A 19,857-nucleotide genomic window follows, 5' to 3' on the forward strand; every position below is an offset into this window, starting at 1 on the left:
GTTCCCGGGTTCTTCTCAGCCGCCCGTAGCCGCGGCGAAATGCTCGGCCATCCACGCGGGCGGCCGATGCGTGGCGAGACGCGGTCCCGCCCGCAGCAGCTGGCTGCAGACGTCCCGGCCCACCACCTCGCCGAGTCCGCCCACGACCTGCAGCAGGCGCGGCAGATCGACGCCGGTGTCCACGTCCATCGATGCGAACATGTGGACCAGCTCTTCGGTCGCGACATTGCCGCTCGCGCCGGGCGCATACGGACAGCCGCCCAGGCCGCCGGCAGCGGCATCGAAGCGGGTCACGCCCGCCTGCCAGGCGGCCAGCGCGTTGGCCAGTCCCATGCCGCGGGTGTTGTGCAGATGGATGGTCAGGTCGACGCCGGGCAGCAGCGACTGGAAGCGCTCGCACATCTGGGCCACCTGCGTCGGGAACGCCATGCCCGTGGTGTCGCACAGCGTGACACCCTGCGCCCCGGCGGCGGCGAATTCGCCCGCCAGCGCGAAGACGCTGTCGGGATCGACGTCGCCCTCGAAGGGACAGCCGAACACGGTGGACAGCGACACGTTGACGGCCACGCCGGCAGTGCGCGCCGCGTCGATCATCGACAGCAGCTGGGCGCGCGACTGCTCGCGCGTCATGCGCAGGTTGGCGCGGTTATGCGTCTCGCTGGCCGACATCACCAGGTTGACTTCATCGGGCGCGCAGGACAGCGCGCGTTCCAGCCCGCGCAGGTTCGGCACCAGCACCGTGTAGCGCACGCCGTTGGCGCGGGCAATCCGGTGCATCACCGCTTCGGCATCGGCCAGCGCGGGGATCGCCCGCGCGGAGGTAAAGGAGGTGGCCTCGATGCGCGCGAAGCCGCAGGCGGACAGCGCGTCCAGCAGCGCGACCTTGGCGTCGGTGGGCACCACGACCGGCTCGATCTGCAGGCCATCGCGCGGGGCGACTTCATTGATCTCGATACGGGCCGGACCGTGCAGCGCGGCGGCATTGCCATTCGTCTTCATGCAATCACTCCCCTTGCGCGCAGATCGGCGATGGCGGCCTCGTCGAAGCCCGCCTCGCGCAATACCGCATCGGTATGTTCGCCGAGCACCGGCGCGCGCTCGCGGATGCTGCCGGGACTGTCGGACAGGATCGGCACCACGCCGGGCACCTCGACCGCCAGGCCTCTGGCGGAGGTGACCCGCTCGATCACGCCGCGGGCGCGGTAGTGCGGGTCCTGCGCAATGTCCTTGACGGTGTAGATGCGTCCCGACGGTACCTGGGCCTCGCGCAGCACGGCCAGCGCGTCGTCGACTTCCTGGGTGCGGGTCCACGCCGAGATGGCGTCGTCCAGCTCATGCACTCGCCGCACGCGACCGTCGTTGCGCGCGAGCGTTTCGTCGTTGGCCAGATCGTCGCGCCCGATCGCCTGCATCAGGCGGCGGAAGATGCCATCGCCATTCGCGGCCACCAGCACATACTCGCCGCTGCGGCAGGGATAGGCATTCGAGGGCGCGATGCCGGGCAGCGCGCCGCCGGCGGGCTGGCGCACCGCGCCGAACGCCGAGTACTCGGGCAGCAGGCTCTCGGTCAGATTGAACAGCGCCTCGTACAGCGCCACGTCGATCACCTGGCCGGTACCGCCGCGTGCGTCTCGTTCGTACAGCGCGAGCAGCACGCCCAGCGCGCCGTGCAGCCCGGCAATGGTGTCGCCCAGCGACAGGCCGGCGCGCACCGGAGGGCGCCCCGGTTCGCCGGTCAGATGCCGCAGCCCGCTCATCGCTTCCGCGACGGCGGCAAACCCCGGCTCGTCCTTCTTCGGACCGGTCTGTCCATACCCCGATACGCGCAGCATGATCAGCCGCGGGTTGTCGGCGTGCAGCACATCCCAGCCCAGGCCCCACTTCTCCATCGTGCCGGGGCGGAAATTCTCGATCAGCACATCGGCCTGCGCGGCCAGCTTGCGCACCATCGCCTGTCCTTCCGGATTGCGCAGGTCGATGCAGACCGACTCCTTGTTGCGCGATTGCGCTTCCCACCAGACGGACGTGTCTTCATGGAGCATGCGCCATTTGCGCAGCGGATCGCCCTGCCCTGGCGGTTCCACCTTGATGATGCGGGCGCCGAAGTCGGCAAGGGTCTTGGCCGCGAACGGCCCGGCGATCAGCTGCCCGAGTTCGAGCACGCGGATGCCTTCGAGTATCTGTCGCCGCATGCGGCTGGCCTCCGGTTCGTTGGAATCGGGCCTCAGTCGAGGCACCGATCGAGTTCCGGCGAGTGTGCCGCAGCGACAAGAGAAGGAGGAAGCGCCATTCGGTGAAGCGGGCTTTCACCGTTTGCGAAATGGCGGGTTTCCCCTAATGGGTTGCAGCGGGGGAATCAGAACGGCGCGCGGTCGCCGCACAGATGGGTAATCAGCAGGCGCGCCGACACCGTCAGCGCGGCGGGATCGCGCATGCCGATCAGCAGCGAGCGCTGCGCCCAGGCGTCCTGCAGCGAGACCAGCGACAGGCCCATCGACTTGACGTGCGGCTCGGCGGCGATGCGCGGCAGCACGCCCACGCCAAGGCCGGCCATCACCATCCGGCACATCGCATCGAAGCTGCGCACCTGGATGCGCAGGCGGAAGGGCCGGTCCAGCCGGCTGCTCTCTTCCAGCAGCCGCGCCGCCAGCGAGGTCACCTGCGGCAGACTGACGAAGTCGTATTCGAGGGTATCGGCGTAGCGCACCGGCCCGCGCTCGGACAGCGGATGCCCTGGTGGGGTCACCAGCACCAGTTCATCCTGGCGGTACTCGACGGTCATCAGGCCGGCGCAAGGCGTGCGGTCGGCAAAGATGCCAACATCGGCGCGATTCTCGACCAAGGCGGCGACGATATCGCTGCTGTTCTGCTCCTCCAGCTCGATGCGGATGGTCGGATGCAGCCGCATGAAAACCGCGAGGTCGTCGGGCAGGAACTGGGTGATCGCCGAAGTGTTGGCGCAGACCCGCACCTGGCCGCGCACGCCGGAGGCATAGTCGGACATCACGCCCGCCATGCGCTCGACGTCCTGCAGGATCGTCAGCGCATGGTGAAAGCACGCCTGCCCGGCCTCGGTCAGTTGCACGCCGGCGGCGTGGCGATAGAAGAGCGGCGCGCCGACCGCCGCTTCCAGATCGGAAATGCGCTTGCTGGCGGCCGCGACCGCCAGATGCGATTGGCGTGCGCCCGCGGAGATGCTGCCATGGCGGGCGACCGCCACGAACAGGCCGAGCGTGACCAGATCGAAACGGGCGAGGTTCATCGCCGGCCCGCCCGCCGGTGCCCGGCAGCCGCATCCCCGGCTGCCGCCGTCATTTTCGCGCCGGCCACGGCCACGCCTACACCGAGCGGCGGTCCATCACCGCCCGTGCGATGGTGCCCGCATCGACGTATTCCAGCTCGCCGCCGACCGGCACCCCGCGCGCAAGGCGCGACACCTTCAGGCCGCGCGCCTTCAGCATCTCGCCGATGTAGTGCGCGGTGGCCTCGCCTTCGCTGGTGAAGTTGGTGGCGACGATGACTTCCTGCACCGGGCCGCCCATTTCCGGATCGGTGGCGCGCGCCAGCAGCCGGTCCAGATGGATTTCGCGCGGACCGACGCCGTCCAGCGGCGAGAGCCGGCCCATCAGCACGAAGTACTGGCCGCGGTAGGCCATCGTTTGCTCGATCATGACCTGGTCGGCCGGCGTTTCCACCACGCACAGCAGCGACGCATCGCGCCGCTCGTCGCGGCACAGCTCGCAGAGCTCCGACTCGGTAAAGGTATTGCAGCGGGCGCAGTGGCGCACGCCATCGGCGGCGCCGCGCAGCGCATCGCCGAGCCGGCGCGCGCCCTCGCGGTCGTGCTGCAGCAGGTGGTAGGCCATCCGCTGCGCCGATTTCGGCCCGACGCCGGGCAGCACGCGCAGCGCCTCGACCAGCGCCTGCAGCGAGTTGGGAGCGGGACCCTTCATCGGCGCCCTTCGAGCATGGTCATGCCGGCCGCGTTGTCGATCAGAACGGCAGCTTGAAGCCCGGCGGCAGCGGCAGGCCGGACGTCATCGAGCCCATCTTTTCCTGGGTGGTGGCCTCGGCCTTGCGCACCGCGTCGTTGAACGCGGCGGCAACCAGGTCCTCCAGCAGGTCCTTCTCTTCGCTGTCCGCGAGCAGGCTCGGATCGATGGTCACGCGCTTCACGTCGTTCTTGCAGGTCATCACCACCTTGACGAGGCCGGCGCCGGACTGGCCCTCGACCTCGATCTGGGCAAGCTGCTCCTGCATCTTCTTCATGTTTTCCTGCATCTGCTGGGCTTGCTTCATCAGCCCGGCGAGTTGGCCCTTCATCATGGTGCTTCTCCTGTATTGTCGAATTCCGGTGGTGGGTGAGACGTGCGGACCCGGTCCGCACGATTCATAGGGCGCGCGGCTGGATCGAGCCTGGCAGGATCTGGCCGCCGAATTCGCGCAGCAGGCCCTGCACGAACGGGTCGTTCTCGATGACTTCCTCGGCGGCGCGCTGCCGCTCGGCGCGTGCCTGGGCATCGGCCGCCGCCGCGGTCTCGCTGACGGCGCCGATCTCGCATTGCACGCGCACCGGCTTGCCGAAGTGCTCGCTCAAGGCCTGCGCCAGCCGCTCCACCGCACCGCCCTCGGCGATTGCTGCAACCGGCGCGCGCAGCACGAAGGTCGCGCCCTCGACACGGGCCAGTTCGGTCTGGTGCGCAAGCTGTCCAGCCAGGCCCTTCAGCGGCAGCGACGCGGCCAGCGCGGGCCAGTCGCCGGTGAACACCGGTGCGCCGGTGCTCGTCGCCGTGCTGGCCGGACCGGAGGACACCACCTGCATGACAGGCGCCGCGCTGGCAGCCGCGCGCTCGCCTTGCTCGGCGGCGGCGGCCTGTGCGGCCGGTGGGGCCGCCGCATCGCGCGGCGCGGGGCGCGGCCTTGCATGGGGCGAGGATGCCGCCGGCCTGACCGGCTCGTTGTCGAAATCCCCGTCGTAGGGGCCGAACACCGGCAAGTCCGGAGGCAGCGATTCCCACGGCGGCACGTCGCTGCCGCCCGCGGCTTCCCAGGGCGGCGGTTCATCGTTGGCCGGTGCGGCGCCCTTGCGGGCCACCGGAGCCGGCGCAGCGGGTTCGGCGGGTGCCGCGGCCGGCGGCGCGGACTTCGGACCGGCCGCCGGGGCAGCGGGTCTGGCAGCGGGTCTGGCAGCGGGCACGGGGCGCTGCGCAGGCGCGGCAGGGGCCGGTGCGGAAGCAGCCGAGGCAGCCGCTGGCGCTGCCGCGCGACCGCTGCGAGCAGCCGATGCCTGCCGTGCCGCGGCCAATGCGGCGCGGGCCGGCGATAGCGGACGCTCGGCGGCGGCCGGGGCTGGGGCGGCCGGGGCTGCAGCGGGAGCGGGCGCAGCGGCAGCGGGCGCGGCGGCAGGCGTAGCAACGGCAGGGACAGCGGTGGCGGGCGCGGCGGCAGCGACGGGTCGCACCGTGCTGGCGACCGGCGCGGTGGCGGTGGTCGATGGGGCGGTGATCGATGGGGCGGCGGTCGATGGCGCGGCTGCCGCAGCGGGCTGCGGATCGGATGCCCGCGCCGACTGCGCGCCGGCGACCATGGCAGGCCGCGTGCCCGGACGGGCGGCACCGGCGGCCGGCGCCGTCGAAGTCCTGGCCGGGCCAGGAGGCGCCCCCTCCGTCGGCAGGTTGGCCGGGCGGAACGCCAGCATGCGCAGCAGCGTCATCGTAAAGCCGGCGTACTCGTCTGGCGCCAGCGCGAGCTCGCTGCGGCCCAGGTTTGCCATCTGGTAGAACAGCTGCACTTCCTGCGCATCGAAGACGTCGGCCAGGCGCCGGATATCGGCGGCCTCCGGCCATTCTTCCTGCACCGAGGCCGGCACGGCCTGCGCCAGCGCGATCTTGTGCAACAGCGAGCCCAGGTCCTGCAATGCCCCGGCGAACGACAGGCTGCGGTCGGCCATGCTGTCGGCTACCGCCAGCATGCCGGGACCGTCTTCGGCCGCCAGCGCATCGAGCAGCTGGACCAGGTAACGCTGGTCGATCGCGCCGAGCATGCCTCGCACGGCGGCCTCGGACACTTCCCCGGCGCTATAGGCGATCGCCTGGTCGGTCAGCGACAGTGCATCGCGCATCGAGCCGCTCGCCGCCTGGGCCAGCAGGCGCAGCGCGTTGCCCTCGAAGGCGATGCCCTCGGCGGCAAGAATCCCTTCCAGATGCCCGACGATATGGCCGGGCGGCATCTGCTTCAGATTGAACTGCAGGCAGCGCGACAGCACCGTGACCGGAATCTTCTGCGGGTCGGTGGTGGCGAGGATGAACTTGACGTGCGCGGGCGGCTCTTCCAGCGTCTTCAGCATGGCGTTGAAGGCGTGGTTGGTCAGCATGTGCACTTCGTCGATCATATAGACCTTGAAGCGCCCGACCGTCGGCGCGTACACCGCCTTGTCCAGCAGTTGCGCCATCTCGTCGACACCGCGGTTGGATGCCGCGTCCATCTCGATATAGTCGACGAAGCGTCCCGCATCGATTTCGGTGCAGGCCTTGCAGACCCCGCAGGGCTGCGCGGTGATGCCGCCGTTGCCGTCCTCGCCGGTGCAATTGAGCGCCTTGGCCAGGATGCGCGACAGCGTCGTCTTGCCGACCCCGCGCGTGCCGGTGAACAGATAGGCGTGGTGAAGACGTTGCTGTTCCAGCGCGTGCGTGAGCGCGCGAACCACGTGCTCCTGGCCGACCAGCGTGGTGAAATCCCTGGGGCGCCATTTGCGCGCTAGAACTTGATAACTCATGGCGGCGATTGTAGCAAAAGGCCGCCGTCCGGCCCCGCTCGGACTCGGGTCGGGCTCGGGTCGGCAGCCTAGCCGCACTCCCCCACATAGCCGCAGTTGGCGCACTTGGCGCAGCCGTCGACCCGGTGCAGCGCATGGGCGCCGCATTCGGGGCAGGTCTTGCCGGCGTGCAACGGCATGGCCGGCGATGCGCCCGGGGCCGCCGCAGGGGCGCCGCCGCCTTGCCCGGCTCGCTGCGGCGAGGTGGCGAGGGGCGATCCATCGCGCGCCGCCAGGCGAGCGGCAAGAGCACTGACCGGCACTTGATTGCCGTCGCCGTCCAGGAACCCGCGCTTGATCAGGATCTGCTGCAGCGCATAGCCGATCGCCGCCACCTCGGAATCGTGGAAGCGCGGCGCCTCGCTGCCATCCTGGCGTCGCAGCGTGCCATGGCGCACGGTACCCTTGTCCCACACCACATTGCGCATGTCGGCAAGCGCCTTGGCGATCGAGCCGCCAGAGCGGGCCACCATCGACAGCAGGCGCATGGTGGAGGTGATCCACTGCTGCCCCTCGCTGCGCTGGCCGGCCGGCATGAAGAACTCGACCGGGCGCTCGATGGTGACGGGCTCGCCGTCGATCGTGCCCGACACGCGCATGAAGTTGACCGTCAGGTAGACCGTCCGGTGGCCCTCGTAGGTCAGGTACTCGACCTTGGACGTGACGCCCTCCAGGTCGCCCAGCGGACGGCTTTCGAAGGGCCGCCGCAGCGGGTCGTCCTGCGGCATCGGGGGGACCCCGCCCGCGGGCGCAGGGGCCGCCGCGCTGCCGGCTGGCGTCACCGACAGCACCGCGCCCAGCACGCTGTTGGGCCGGTAGGTAGCCAGCCCCTTCAGTCCCGCCCGCCACGCTTCCAGATACAGGTCGCGGAAGGCCTCGTACGGGTAGTCCTCGGGCACGTTGACCGTCTTGCTGATGCTGGTGTCGATATAGGGCTGCACCGCCTCCAGCATCAGCATATGGTCGCGTGCGGACATCTGCAGCGCGGTGACGAAGCTGTCGGGCAGCCGCTCGACATCGCCGCCCAGATGCCGGTACAGCCGCCACGCATGGTCGGCCACCTCGTAGACCTGGAAGCGGTCGCCGGCCATCCGCTTGCGGCGCTGGTAGGTCCACGAGAACGCCGGCTCGATGCCGTTGGAGGCGTTGTCGGCAAAGGCCAGCGTGATGGTGCCGGTCGGCGCGATCGACAGCAGGTGGGAGTTGCGGATGCCGTGCCGGCGCACCGCCTCCCGAATCGGCTCCGGCAGGCGCCGCGCGAATCCGCTCGCCAGCCACGCGTCGGCATCGAACAGCGGGAAGGCGCCCTTCTCGCGCGCCAGTTCCACCGAGGCCAGGTAGGCGGCATCGCGCAGGGTGCGGGCGATGCACGCGGCGAGGTCGCGCCCCGCGTCGCTGTCGTAGCGAATGCCGAGCATCACCAGCGCGCTGCCCAGTCCCAGGAACCCCAGCCCGATGCGCCGTTTGGCCACCGCTTCCGCGCGCTGTTCTGGCAAGGGCCACCAGGTAACGTCGAGCACGTTGTCCAGCATCCGCACGGCGGTGGCGGCCAGCGCCGTGAAGCCGTCGAAGTCGAAGGCGGCGCCCTCGGTGAAAGGCGCGCGCACGAACCGGGTCAGGTCGATCGAGCCCAGATCGCAGCAGCCATAGGCGGGCAAGGGCTGCTCGGCGCAGGGATTGGTCGCCTCGATCCGCTCGCAGTAGTAGAGGTTGTTATCGTCGTTGATGTGCGACAGGAACAGGATGCCCGGCTCGGCGTGATCGTAGGTCGCGTGCATGACCTGATCCCACAGGTCGCGCGCGCGCACGCGCCGGTAGACCCATTGGCCGTCTTCGCGCCGATGCGCGCCTGCCTCGATCAGCTCCGGTCCCGGCTCCGCGGCATGCACCAGCTCGATGTCACCGTCGTCCTCGACCGCCTGCATGAAGGCATCGTCCACGCCGATCGACAGGTTGAAGTTGGTCAGCTCGCCCTGGTCCTTGGCATGGATGAAGGCCTCGATATCGGGATGGTCGGCGCGCAGCACGCCCATCTGCGCGCCGCGCCGCGCGCCCGCGGATTCCACCGTGGCACAGGAGGCATCGAACACCTTCATGAACGAGACCGGGCCGGACGCCCGCGAATGGGTGGCACGCACCAGCGCTCCGGCCGGCCGTATCGCCGAGAAGTCATAGCCGACTCCGCCGCCGCGGCGCATGGTCTCCGCGGCCTGCGCCACGGCGGTGTAGATGGCCGGCTTGCCATCGACGCTCTCGGACACCGAGTCCCCGACCGGCTGCACGAAGCAGTTGATCAGCGTGGCCTCGATCGGCGTGCCGGCGGCGGAATGGATGCGGCCGGCGGGAACGAAGCCGCCCTGCAGTGCATCGAGGAAGGCCGCCGTCCACCGTTCGCGCTGCGCCGGCGGTTCTGCCTGCGCAAGGGCGCGCGCGACGCGCGCACGGACCTCGCCAATGGTCCGCTCCTCCCCCTTCGCATACTTCTCGAGCAGGACTTCCAGCGAGATCTGCTGCGGCGGCAGGTTGCCCAGCATCTGTTCGTTCGCGTTCATCGTCGGCCCTCCGATCCGCGTCCGGGAGCCGGCGTCGGCCCCTTCCCTTCCAGTTTGGCGCCTGCGCCGGCAGTCGGTTCCCCGCACTCATTCCCCGCACTCATTCCCCGCACTCAAAGGGCGGGTACGGGGAGGGTACGCCGAATTGGGTTACAATGCCGGTCGGACGGGCCTCCTCGCATGGTGGCGCGGTCAACCTGGTCAGGTCGGGAACGAAGCAGCCACAGCCGTTTTCCATCAGTGCCGAGGGTCAGGCTCGTCCCCCTTCTTCCGCAGCAGCATGCCGCTGCTGCCTCCCGTCTTACCCCTCCCCCGTTTTTTCCCTTGCGTCAGAACAGCACGCCCTGCTCCGGCATGGTCCTGGCTTCGAGCTGCGCAAGCGCGATCCATTCGCCGTCCGCGGTGGCAATCCCGGCGTCCACCGCGCGCCCCGGGAACAGCGGCCGCAGCGCGGCCACATAGCGGCGCAGCTGCCCCGCGTAGGCCGTGCGCTCCTGCGGCAGCAGGCGCAGCTTGTAGTCGATCACCACCACCCGGTCCTCGAACTCCACCAGCCGGTCGATCCGCAGCAGCCGTCCGCGCGCATCGTAGAGCTCGACTTCGTTGCGAGCCTGCCGCGCCCCGCTCGGGAACAACAGCGGCCGCAGCGCCGGCGCTGCCAGCATGCGGCGAACGATATCGAGCGCCTGCCCGACCTGTTCGCGCCACGCGCCGCGCGCCGCGGCATCGCCGGCCAGCGGGAACCAGCGCATTGCCGTGTCGATGTCCGGCACACCCTCGAAGGCCTCCGGATAGCGCGTCAATCGTTCGATCAGCGCGTGCACCAGTTCGCCATGCCGCGCCGCGGCCGCGTCGAACAGCACGCCGCCATGCGCGTCTTCGGCAGCGGGCGGCAGCACCATCTCGTCATCCGGGTCGAAGCTCGCGGCCGTCCCCATGGCGTCGGCGTCCGGCCCCGCTTCCTGCGCATCCAGCCAGCGCAGCCTGAAGTCGCTGAAGCGCACCGCGGCCGGCGCCTCGCCGTCCTGCCCGGCCACGGCACTGCCCGCATCCTCGGAATAGGCACCGATCGCCTCGCCGATGCCCGCGGCGGCCAGCCGCACATACCAGCTCCCGGCGATCTCGCTGTCCTCCCCCTCGGCGTCGGCCTTGCCGCGCTCGCGCAGCACGCCGCTGACCAGCAGGCCCTGCTGGGCCCGCGTCATGGCCACGTACAGCAGGTTCCAGTTCTCCCGCTCGGCCAGCGCGGCCTCCGCTTCGAAGCGAGGCGCCCGTGCCAGCCCACGCTCGCTGCGCTTGCCATAGGCGGAAAAATGCACTGGCGCTTCGGCCGAGGGCGGCCAGTCGATCAGGATGCCGGCGTTGTCCGGGGGCGGCCCGCTATGGTTGGCATCCATCAGCACCACGAACGGCGCCTCCAGGCCCTTGGCCGCGTGCACGGTCAGGATGCGCACCGCGTCGATGGCACCGGCGGCGTCCGGCAGCGCATCGCTCTCTTCCGCGCTGTCGCCCAGCCCGCCTTCGTCCGGGCTCTCGTCCTCGTCACCGCGCCGGATCGCCTTCAGCTCGTCGATGAACTTCGGCAGGCTGGGATAGCGCCCGCCGTCCAGATCCAGCGACAGCTTCAGGAAGGCATCGAGGTTGGCCAGCACCTGCTCGCGGATTTCGACGGGCGCCGCTTCCGCGTAGCGCCGCCGTAGCTCGCCCGAGTGGTAGATATGGTCGATCAGATCGTGCACGGCACGGTGCGGCGCGATATGCAGCCACTCGCGCAGCCGTGGCACGGCGTCCCGCAATGCCGCCGACGCGGACTCGGGCAATGCGCCGCTCTCCAGCACCGACCACCAGCGGCGCTCGCCCGCCAGCCGGGCAATGCCAGCGAGATCGCCATCGCTGGCGCCGCCGATCGGACTCTTGAGCACGTGGGCCAGGTCCAGATCGCTGTCGGGCGTCATCAGGAAGGCCAGCAAGGCGGACAGGTCCAGCGCCTCGAGCGTGGCCAGCAGACCCCCGCGCCGCGGACTCAGGCACGGGATGCCGGCCTGGCGGAAGGCGCGCTCGTAGTCGGCCAGGTACGTCTTGCGCTTGACCAGCAGCATCATGTCGCGCCAGCACGCGGGTCGCTGCCCCTGCGGTGCGCCGGCGTCGAGCACCGGTACGCTGGCGCGCAGCCGCCGCAGCCACGCGGCAACGCGACGGCCCTCTTCGAAGCGTGGCGAATCGACCGTGGACGCGCGCGGCTGGGTCAGCGTATCGCGTCCCTCCACCGCAGGGTTCGCCGCGGTGCCGTCGCCCTCGCCATCGGCGTTGTCCTGCTCGGGCTCGCCGCTCGCCGCGCTGGCCTCCACCAGCGGCAGCAACCACACCGGTCCACCCTGCTGGTCCAGCGCGGTGGTTTGCGTGTCGTAGATCGGATAGCGCCCTTCGTCGCGGGCGGTATCGAACACCGCATTGACCCAGCGCAGCACCGCGCCGCCGTTGCGGCGGGTGCGGTTGGTGCGCAGCACGGTGGCGCCGAACTCTTCGCGCAACAGGTCGCGGGCAACGTCGAACAGGCGCGCATCGGCGCGGCGGAAGCGATAGATCGACTGCTTGGGATCGCCGACCAGAAACACCGTGGGCCGCTCGGACTGGTCCGCATAGCCGGCGAACCAGCCGCGCAGGATCCGCCACTGCAGCGGGTTGGTGTCCTGGAACTCGTCCAGCAGCAGATGCCGGTAGCGCGCGTCCAGCCGCACCTGCAGATAGGTCGCGGTTTCCTCGTCGGCCATCAGCCGCGCCGCCAGCCACTCGAGGTCACCGAAGTCCATCGCGCGCTGCTCGCCCTTGTACTGCTGATAGCGCTGCAGCAGCGCGTCGCCAAGCAGATAGAGGTCCCGATTGACCGCCAGCACCGCCGCTTCGCAACGCCGCGCCGCGATGGTGCGCAGCGCGTCGCACAGATCGGCATGGCGACCCAGCAGGGCGTCGACCATTCCGTCGCCGCCCGCGGCCTTGACCAGCGCCGCGGTGCGGCGCAGCGAGCGCGGCTTGCCATTGCCGGTAAAGAAGGCGCTCCACAGCAGCGCGAAGACCCGCTCGGCCTCCTCGCCGCAACGGCTTCCCTGCTGCGTCCATTGATCGATCGCATCCAGTGCCGCGCCAATCCGCTCGGCATGGGCCTGCTCGGTCTTGCCGCCCTGTCCCAGCGATTGCGCGAGGTCGCGGCATTGCGTCAGGTGCACGGCGTCGGCCAATGCCTGCGCCAGCACATCGACCCGCGCGTCGTCGCCCAGCTCCTCGGCCAGCGCCCGCTCTGGCGCGTCGGCGGCGCCGGCGTGCTCGCACATCGCCCAGTATTCGCTGCGCGCGTGGAACATCGCGTCCAGCAGCGCGCGCGTGGAGAACTCGCCAATGGCGTCGACCAGCCGCTCATAGGCTGCGCGGTACGGCGCGGCCTCGGCCGCCGACAGGCCGCGCCAGAACGGCGCCCACGCCTCGCGCTTCATCCGCAGCGCGTCCTCGCGCAGGCTCGCACCCGGCACGATGCCGGAGGCGAGTGGCGCCCCGCGCAACAGCGTGCCGAACCAGCCGTGGAAGGTGTCGATGGCGATGCGCGACGGGCTCGCCAGCACGCGCGCATGCAACCGGCGCGCGCGTGGCAACGCGTCCAGCGCGGCTTGCCGGGGCAGACCGCGCTGCACCAGCGCGCCAATGACCTCGTCGTCGGGATCGGATGCCAGTTGCGCCAGCACGTCCATCAAGCGCTCGCGCATTTCCTCGGCGGCCTTGCGGGTAAAGGTAATGGCAAGGATCTGGCTCGGCTCGGCGCCGGCCAGCAGCAGCCGCACCAGCCGCGCGACCAGCAGCCAGGTCTTGCCGCTGCCGGCGCACGCTTCGACCACCACCGAGCGCCCCGGGTCGCAGGCGGCCCGGGTGAAGTCGGCTTCCGCCACCGGCTCGCCATCGCGCAGATACGGTTGCACCGTCATGCCGCGCCTCCCGGCTCGCCCAGCCCGGCGGGCAGCGCCGTCGATTCCCAGTAGCCCTTGCGGCAAAGCCCGCGCGCCTCGCAATAGGTGCACGCCGCGGCGTCGCCGAAGGCGGGTAGCGGCACGCCGTCGCGCAGGCGCCGCACGTCCTTGCGCAACTGGTCGCGCAGCCACGCCACCTCGTCCGCAAAACCGTCCAGCGGCACCTCACGGCGACGGTCCGAGCGGCCGTCTTCGAGCGCCACCCAACTGCCCTCGTGGGCGTCCTCGCGCAACAGGCCATAAAACGGCAACTGGCAATCCTCCCTCGCCTCGCGCGCCTTCAGGCGAAGCCGCGTGGCGGTCTGTGTCTTGTAGTCGAGCACGGCATGGCGGCCGTCCTCATGGCGGTCGAGCCGGTCGATACGGCCATGCAGCCGTACCGGCGCCTGCCCCTCGATCTCCAGCTCGACCACCACGTCGAGTTCTCCGGTGCGCCAGCGCCACCCCTGGCGCTCGCGCTCACCCTGCCACGCCACGTAGCCCGGCAGCACCGCCAGCCAGCGCCGGTAGTAGCCGATCGCATTGCCGTCCTCGGCCATCAGCGGACCGAAGACGTCGTCGGTGACCGCGCGCAGATGCGCCGTGCGGGCGGCGTCGCCGTGGATCTCGCGCTGCGCGACCTCGCGGTGATAGCGCACCAGCACCTCGTGCAGGCGCTCGCCGATATCGCGCTTCTCCAGCTCGCCGCTGACCTCGTCCAGTCCCGCCAAGCGCAGCATGCGGCCGGCGAAGAACTGATACGGGCAGCGCCGCAGCATGTTGTACGCCTGTGCGCTCCAGCGCTGCGGCACCAGCTCGGCGTCGGCCGGCGGAGCCGGCATCGCGCCGGGGCGTGCCTGCGTCTCGTGCAGTTGCACGGTGGCGTTGCCTTCGATTCGCTCGCCGGCGCGCGCGCAATGCGCGGACAGCCGCTCCAGCCAGCCCGACACATGGCGCGGCTCGCCGCGGTCGCCGAAGCGCTGCCATGTCATCACGACCTCGTCGTTGTTCAGCAGCACCTCGGCCAGGTCGCGCGCCTGCTGGGCGAAGCGTGCTTCGCGATCCTCCAGATCGAGCTCGCGCCGCATCTGGTTGGAGAAGAACATCAGTTCCGCGGCGGTGGAAGGCAGCTGCGCGTCATCGCAGCCGACGATCACTACCCCGTCGAAGCGGCGCATGCGCGCCCCGTTCAGCGGCAGGATGGTGATGCGTGCCAAGGCGGGCTCGACCGGCTCCTTGTAGGCGACCGATTCCAGCAATGCCGCCAGCATCGCGCGGAACTCGGGCAGCGTCAGCGTCGCGGCTTGCCCCGCCTCGTCCTCGGGCAGTTCGTCCAGGCGCGCAAGCGCCTCGAGCAGCTGCCGGCCCGCCTCGTCGCCGGCCAGCGCGGGCCCCATGCGCAGCGCGTCCAGGGTCTGCGCCAGCCGCTGCAGCCAGAACGCGACCGGCCACGCCTTGCCGTGGCGCGGCCAGGATTCGGCCTGCGAGGCCAACTGCTCGACCAGCATCGCCGCGGCGCGTCGGGCCTGCTGCTGTTCGGCACGGGCGGCGTCGTCGTCCGCGGCGATGTCGTCAGCGGCATCGCCCGGATTCTGCGTCGCCGGCGCCTGGAAGCGCTGGCGCAGCCGCTGCCAGCCACCGGTAATCCGGTCGCGGCGCACCGCCTGTTCGATGGCGGCGAGCGCCGCGCCGCGCGACGGCAGATCGGGCAGGCAAAACGGGCTCTTGACCAGATCGAGCAGGGCCGCGCTGTCGCCATCGCCCATCACCAGGTCGAACCAGCGCATCAGCGCGGCGGCCGCGCGCGTGGTGGACAGCTTCCAGCCGGTTTCGTCGCGCACGGGGGCCCCGGCGCGCGCCAGCAACGCGCGGGTGCGGCGTGCCACCACCCGGTCGTGGGCAATCAGCGCCAGATCGCGGCGGCCCTCATTGAGCCATTGCACCAGCTGCGTGGCGGCGGCCACCGCCTCGTCCTCGAAGCGGGCACTGCCGACGATGCGAAGACGGGGGCGGTCCGCCGGCAGCGGGCCGGGCGCGTGTGCCAGGCCACCGCCTGCGCGCGCGCCCTCGCCCAGCCGGTCGCGGCGGCATTCCGGCCACAGCGCCAGCAGCGTGTCGTACCAATCCGGCTGCCCGCTGCCATTGCCCTCCCTGCCCTCCATGCGCTCGGGCGCGCCATTCCAGTCGTAGCCGATCTGCAGCACCGGCACCATCTCGCCCGCCGCTCGCAGGAACGCCGCTTCGACCGGTTGGGGCGGCGTCGGGCCGAGCCAGACCAGTGGACCGCGCAGATGCCGGGCCAGCGTGGCCAGCGCACGCTGGCGCGCCGGCAGCGGATCGCCCGGACCGGACAGCGCTTGCCAGAACGCCAGCACGATGCGCGCTTCCTCGCCGAGAAAGCGTGTCGACAGGTGCGCATAAGTGCGTTCCAGCGCGCCCTGCAGCAAGGCGGCACGGTCGTGCGCATCGACCGCGTCGTCATCGCGGATCGCCTTGTCCTCGAGCCAGCGCGCGGACAGCTCGTCGCACACGGCAAGCAAGGTTTGCGACAGCCCCCAGGCCGCGGGCTCGGTCTGCGCGCCGAACGCGCGGCGCAGCCAGTCCTGGCCGCGCACCGCCTGCTGCACCGCGAGCAGCCGGGCCGCATGGCTGCGCAGCGGCGTTGCGCCATGCAGCAGGTCGGGCGGCAGGTCGAGCAGCCAGTGGCCAAGCGTCAGCACGCGAGGCAACAGGCGCGGCCCGCCGGCCTCGCGCGCGGCCCGGTCCAGCGCCAGCCGTACGCCCGGGATCTGCGCGGCGGTCGGCACCACGACATGGGCGTCAGCCACCATCTCGCCGTGGCTGTCGCACTGGTCGAGAAAGTGCCACGCGGCCCGTGCCGCCATGGAAAGGAAGTCCCGGCCCGGCCGGAAGGTCAGTATGGTCATGGGGAAACATGCAGCCCGTGCGGCACGAGGGCATACGGTCAACCCGTCTGCCGGCAGTGCACACAAGCCGGGGCAGCGCGACAGCGCCGTGCAAAAAACGCGGGAAACGCCGTGGGCCTCAGCCCCGTCCGGCGGTGTCCCGGTAGTCGTCGTCCAGCCGCGCGCGGATCTCGCGCGCCGTCTCGAGCAGGCCCTCGTAGCCCGAGCGCGCATGCTCGGGCAGGTCGGGGTCGCCGACCAGCGTGCCCAGCGTCTCGATAATGCTGTAGACGAGGCCCTTGGCCGCGCCCACCGCAATGCGGTTTTCCTCGACGGCGGTGCTCACGTGCTCGAGGGCGTCGCCCAGATGGTTGGCGTCCGGGCGCTGATTCGGGTCTTGGTCGGGCATCATGGTGTCTGGCCTGATCGGAGCGGAAGGAGCGCTGCCGCCCAGGGCGGGCATGCGGCGCCTGCTGTCATTCTACGCGCCGCGCCGCCGTCCACGGCAAGTGCGGCGGAGGTGACGTGCCCGCAAGCCGCCCCGCCCCCCTCGGGAAGGGCCGGCAAGATTGGCAAAAGCTCTGGCGACGATTGAAAGGTACGATTGGCCGCGTGGCACCATCGGGGGCAGAATAACAATACCCGCCGCGCCAAACCGCACGGCGCACGGCCGGCGAAGCCCGCCAAAGTCGTGTAATGTAGCGGTTCGGCATAATCCGGCCTTTCAATAAAACCGAGCGAAACCAGAGGTTTTCCGCCATGAGCGAACAAATCAAGTATGTGAGCGACGCCTCCTTCGACGCCGACGTCCTCCAGTCCGACAAGCCCGTCCTGCTCGACTTCTGGGCGGAATGGTGCGGTCCCTGCAAGATGATCGCCCCGATCCTGGACGAAGTCGCCCGTGACTACGGCGACAAGCTGCAGGTCGCCAAGATCAACGTCGACGAGAACCAGCAGGTCCCGGCCAAGTTCGGCATCCGTGGCATCCCGACGCTGATCCTGTTCAAGAACGGCACCGTTGCCGCACAGAAGGTGGGCGCGCTGTCCAAGTCGCAACTGACCGCCTTCCTCGACGGCAACCTGTAATTCGCCCCTGACGCCGCGCTCGCGGCGTCTTCCGGCATCGCCGCGCAAGGCTGCATCGGCAGCCCGCCTGCCGCGGCCAGGACCGACCGGCGCACCCCGACTGGTGCGCCGGTCGGTTTGTGCTAAGATGCCCCCTACAACTTCCCCGAGCGTTCGCTCATTTCTTTCCCCTTCCTTTGGTCTTGCCCGTCCGGGCCCCATCTGTACCCTCGTCTATGCACCTGACAGAACTCAAATCGCTTCACGTGTCTGCCCTTCTCGAAATGGCCGCGACCCTCGAGATCGACAACGCACAGCGGATGCGCAAACAGGAGTTGATGTTTGCGATCCTGAAGAAGCGCGCCAAGATGGGCGAGACCATCTACGGAGACGGCACGCTGGAGGTTCTGCCGGACGGCTTCGGTTTCCTGCGCTCGCCGGAAACGTCGTATCTCGCCAGCACGGACGATATTTACATTTCTCCCTCGCAAATCCGCCGCTTCAATCTGCATACCGGCGATTCGATCGAGGGCGAAGTGCGCACGCCGAAGGACGGCGAACGGTATTTCGCGCTGGTCAAGGTCGACAAGGTCAACGGCCAGCCGCCGGAAGCGGTCAAGAACCGCATCATGTTCGAGAACCTGACGCCGCTGCATCCGAACCGGCCGCTGACGCTCGAACGCGATATCAAGGCCGAGGAGAACATCACCGGCCGGATCATCGACATGATTGCGCCGATCGGCCGTGGCCAGCGCGCACTGCTGGTGGCGTCGCCGAAGTCCGGCAAGACCGTGATGCTGCAGCATGTCGCGCATGCCATCGCCAACAATCACCCGGAAGCCGACCTGTTCGTGCTGCTGATCGACGAGCGTCCGGAAGAAGTGACGGAGATGATGCGCTCGGTGCGCGGCGAGGTGGTGGCGTCGACCTTCGACGAACCGGCCATCCGCCACGTCCAGGTCGCGGAAATGGTGATCGAGAAGGCCAAGCGCCTGGTCGAGCTGAAGCGCGACGTGGTGATCCTGCTGGACTCGATCACCCGCCTCGCCCGCGCCTACAACACGGTGGTGCCGGCCTCGGGCAAGGTGCTGACCGGTGGTGTGGATGCCAACGCGCTGCAACGCCCGAAGCGCTTCTTCGGTGCGGCGCGCAATATCGAGGAAGGCGGCTCGCTGACCATCATCGCCACCGCGCTGATCGAGACCGGCAGCCGCATGGATGACGTCATCTACGAAGAGTTCAAGGGCACCGGCAACATGGAAGTGCACCTGGAACGCCGGCTGGCCGAGAAGCGCGTCTATCCGTCGATCAACCTGAACAAGTCGGGCACGCGGCGCGAGGAACTGCTGATCAAGCCGGAAATCCTGCAGAAGATCTGGGTGCTGCGCAAGTTCATCTCCGACATGGACGAAGTCCAGGCGATGGAATTCATCCTCGACAAGATGAAGGCGACCAAGAACAACGCCGAATTCTTCGACATGATGCGCCGCGGCGGCTGACGCGTCGTCGGCCTGTCGATGCAAAGGCGCGCTGCGGCGCGCCTTTTTTCCGGCCGCAAGGCCAGCGGCTCGCCCGCCCGAAGCCATCCGCCATGCTCGACCAACTCGTCCGCTTCCTGCGTACCCGTTCGCGCGACCGCAAGCTCGAACACTATGCGATCGCCGACCCGCTGTGGCAGCGCACGCTTGCCGGCCTGCCCTTCCTGCATCCCTACAGCGCCGCCGAGCTTGCCGCACTGCGGGAACTGGCGACGCTGTTCATCGCCGAGAAGGAATACTCCACCGCCCATGACCTGGTGCTGACCGACGAGATGGTGGCCAGCGTCGCGGTGCAGGCGTGCGTGCCGATCCTGCGACTGGGCCTGGACTGGTACCAGGGCTGGCACGGCATCGTGCTGTACCCGGGCGAGTTCATCATCCGCCGTACCGTGGAAGACGAGATCGGCCTGGTGCACGGCGTGGTCGAAGAAGCGAGCGGCGAAGCGTGGTCCCACGGGCCGGTGATCCTGTCCTGGGAGGATGCGGGCATGCCGGGCGCGGGCTTCGCCGCCCCACCGGACCACCACGACGACAGCTACAACGTGGTGATTCACGAATTCGCCCACAAGCTGGACATGCTCAATGGGGAGGCCGACGGCGTGCCGCCCTTTTCACGGGCACTGCACGTGGGGCTGGACCGCGCCACGTGGGCCGCTTCGCTGCACGACCAGTACGAACGGTTCGCCGACCGCTGCGATGCGCAACCGGACGAGGCGTGGGACGAGCCGGACCGGCTGCCCGCCGCGCTGCGGGTCATCGACCCGTATGGCAGCGAATCGCCCGGGGAGTTTTTCGCGGTCGCATCGGAAGCGTTCTTCGTCGAACCTGCAGGCTTGTCGCTGCATTGGCCGACGCTGTATCGCCTGCTGGCGGCGTTCTACCGGCAGGACCCGGCGCAGCGGTAGGACCCGGCGCAGCGGTAGGGTGGCTTCGGGACGCGCCCTTTGCCCTCTCCCCCGGCCCCTCTCCCGCAAGCGGGCGAGGGGAGCA

Annotated in this window: 13 protein-coding genes and 1 other RNA gene; 4 read left to right on the forward strand and 10 right to left on the reverse strand. The window is 69.9% G+C overall.

What is annotated here, in order from left to right:
* Positions 1-15: 15 nt before the first annotated feature.
* The 7 genes from K6V06_RS04245 to K6V06_RS04275 all read right to left on the reverse strand — a co-directional run bounded on the left by K6V06_RS04245 (position 16) and on the right by K6V06_RS04275 (position 9,366).
* Positions 16-999 (reverse strand): hydroxymethylglutaryl-CoA lyase, encoded by a 984-nt coding sequence (locus K6V06_RS04245; protein WP_222240358.1) that lies wholly within the window; start codon positions 997-999, stop codon positions 16-18.
* On the reverse strand, positions 996-2,192 hold the full coding sequence (locus K6V06_RS04250) for a CaiB/BaiF CoA-transferase family protein (RefSeq protein ID WP_222240359.1): 1,197 nt from the start codon (positions 2,190-2,192) through the stop codon (positions 996-998). Before K6V06_RS04250 ends, K6V06_RS04245 begins: the two co-directional genes overlap by 4 nt.
* A 164-nt stretch (positions 2,193-2,356) precedes the next feature.
* Positions 2,357-3,262: a LysR family transcriptional regulator gene (locus tag K6V06_RS04255; protein ID WP_222240360.1), complete on the reverse strand. Its 906-nt coding sequence runs from the start codon at positions 3,260-3,262 to the stop codon at positions 2,357-2,359.
* Positions 3,263-3,338: 76 nt separating this feature from the next.
* Positions 3,339-3,953 carry a recombination mediator RecR gene (gene recR, locus K6V06_RS04260; protein ID WP_222240361.1) on the reverse strand — a complete coding sequence of 205 codons (615 nt, stop codon included), beginning with the start codon at positions 3,951-3,953 and terminating at the stop codon, positions 3,339-3,341.
* 40 nt (positions 3,954-3,993) lie between these two features.
* On the reverse strand, positions 3,994-4,326 hold the full coding sequence (locus K6V06_RS04265) for a YbaB/EbfC family nucleoid-associated protein (protein ID WP_222240362.1): 333 nt from the start codon (positions 4,324-4,326) through the stop codon (positions 3,994-3,996).
* A gap of 64 nt (positions 4,327-4,390) precedes the next feature.
* Positions 4,391-6,775, reverse strand: coding sequence for a DNA polymerase III subunit gamma/tau (locus tag K6V06_RS04270; RefSeq protein ID WP_222240363.1), 2,385 nt, complete (start codon positions 6,773-6,775; stop codon positions 4,391-4,393).
* A gap of 68 nt (positions 6,776-6,843) precedes the next feature.
* Positions 6,844-9,366 carry an adenosylcobalamin-dependent ribonucleoside-diphosphate reductase gene (locus K6V06_RS04275; protein ID WP_222240364.1) on the reverse strand — a complete coding sequence of 841 codons (2,523 nt, stop codon included), beginning with the start codon at positions 9,364-9,366 and terminating at the stop codon, positions 6,844-6,846.
* A gap of 165 nt (positions 9,367-9,531) precedes the next feature.
* Here K6V06_RS04275 and ffs point away from each other — a divergent pair.
* Positions 9,532-9,630, forward strand: an RNA gene (gene ffs / locus K6V06_RS04280) — signal recognition particle sRNA small type.
* Between the two features lie 65 nt (positions 9,631-9,695).
* Here ffs and K6V06_RS04285 read toward each other — a convergent pair.
* The 3 genes from K6V06_RS04285 to K6V06_RS04295 form a co-directional block, all read right to left on the reverse strand.
* Complete coding sequence (locus K6V06_RS04285) at positions 9,696-13,337, reverse strand: exodeoxyribonuclease V subunit beta (protein WP_222240365.1); 3,642 nt, start codon at positions 13,335-13,337, stop codon at positions 9,696-9,698.
* Positions 13,334-16,285 (reverse strand): PD-(D/E)XK nuclease family protein, encoded by a 2,952-nt coding sequence (locus K6V06_RS04290; protein WP_222240366.1) that lies wholly within the window; start codon positions 16,283-16,285, stop codon positions 13,334-13,336. The genes K6V06_RS04285 and K6V06_RS04290 overlap by 4 nt, the downstream gene beginning before the upstream one ends.
* Positions 16,286-16,403: 118 nt before the next feature.
* A complete protein-coding gene (locus K6V06_RS04295) occupies positions 16,404-16,676 on the reverse strand; it encodes a hypothetical protein (RefSeq protein ID WP_222240367.1) in 273 nt (90 codons plus the stop codon).
* Between the two features lie 302 nt (positions 16,677-16,978).
* Between K6V06_RS04295 and trxA the strand changes: the two genes are divergently transcribed.
* The 3 genes from trxA to K6V06_RS04310 all read left to right on the forward strand — a co-directional run bounded on the left by trxA (position 16,979) and on the right by K6V06_RS04310 (position 19,772).
* Positions 16,979-17,350 carry a thioredoxin TrxA gene (trxA, locus tag K6V06_RS04300; protein ID WP_370637394.1) on the forward strand — a complete coding sequence of 124 codons (372 nt, stop codon included), beginning with the start codon at positions 16,979-16,981 and terminating at the stop codon, positions 17,348-17,350.
* 215 nt (positions 17,351-17,565) lie between these two features.
* Complete coding sequence (gene rho / locus K6V06_RS04305) at positions 17,566-18,828, forward strand: transcription termination factor Rho (protein WP_222240369.1); 1,263 nt, start codon at positions 17,566-17,568, stop codon at positions 18,826-18,828.
* A gap of 92 nt (positions 18,829-18,920) precedes the next feature.
* Positions 18,921-19,772 carry a M90 family metallopeptidase gene (locus K6V06_RS04310; protein WP_222240370.1) on the forward strand — a complete coding sequence of 284 codons (852 nt, stop codon included), beginning with the start codon at positions 18,921-18,923 and terminating at the stop codon, positions 19,770-19,772.
* Positions 19,773-19,857: the final 85 nt, after the last annotated feature.

It is taken from the genome of Cupriavidus sp. AU9028 (assembly GCF_019795295.1).
Classification (GTDB): domain Bacteria; phylum Pseudomonadota; class Gammaproteobacteria; order Burkholderiales; family Burkholderiaceae; genus Cupriavidus.

What these genes read in the sequence shown, in the direction of transcription:
- K6V06_RS04245 (WP_222240358.1), bottom strand. Translation starts at nt 999, where the DNA reads ATGAAGACGAATGGCAATGCCGCCGCGCTGCACGGTCCGGCCCGTATC.
- K6V06_RS04250 (WP_222240359.1), bottom strand. Translation starts at nt 2,192, where the DNA reads ATGCGGCGACAGATACTCGAAGGCATCCGCGTGCTCGAACTCGGGCAG.
- K6V06_RS04255 (WP_222240360.1), bottom strand. Translation starts at nt 3,262, where the DNA reads ATGAACCTCGCCCGTTTCGATCTGGTCACGCTCGGCCTGTTCGTGGCG.
- recR (WP_222240361.1), bottom strand. Translation starts at nt 3,953, where the DNA reads ATGAAGGGTCCCGCTCCCAACTCGCTGCAGGCGCTGGTCGAGGCGCTG.
- K6V06_RS04265 (WP_222240362.1), bottom strand. Translation starts at nt 4,326, where the DNA reads ATGATGAAGGGCCAACTCGCCGGGCTGATGAAGCAAGCCCAGCAGATG.
- K6V06_RS04270 (WP_222240363.1), bottom strand. Translation starts at nt 6,775, where the DNA reads ATGAGTTATCAAGTTCTAGCGCGCAAATGGCGCCCCAGGGATTTCACC.
- K6V06_RS04275 (WP_222240364.1), bottom strand. Translation starts at nt 9,366, where the DNA reads ATGAACGCGAACGAACAGATGCTGGGCAACCTGCCGCCGCAGCAGATC.
- K6V06_RS04285 (WP_222240365.1), bottom strand. Translation starts at nt 13,337, where the DNA reads ATGACGGTGCAACCGTATCTGCGCGATGGCGAGCCGGTGGCGGAAGCC.
- K6V06_RS04290 (WP_222240366.1), bottom strand. Translation starts at nt 16,285, where the DNA reads ATGACCATACTGACCTTCCGGCCGGGCCGGGACTTCCTTTCCATGGCG.
- K6V06_RS04295 (WP_222240367.1), bottom strand. Translation starts at nt 16,676, where the DNA reads ATGATGCCCGACCAAGACCCGAATCAGCGCCCGGACGCCAACCATCTG.
- rho (WP_222240369.1), top strand. Translation starts at nt 17,566, where the DNA reads ATGCACCTGACAGAACTCAAATCGCTTCACGTGTCTGCCCTTCTCGAA.
- K6V06_RS04310 (WP_222240370.1), top strand. Translation starts at nt 18,921, where the DNA reads ATGCTCGACCAACTCGTCCGCTTCCTGCGTACCCGTTCGCGCGACCGC.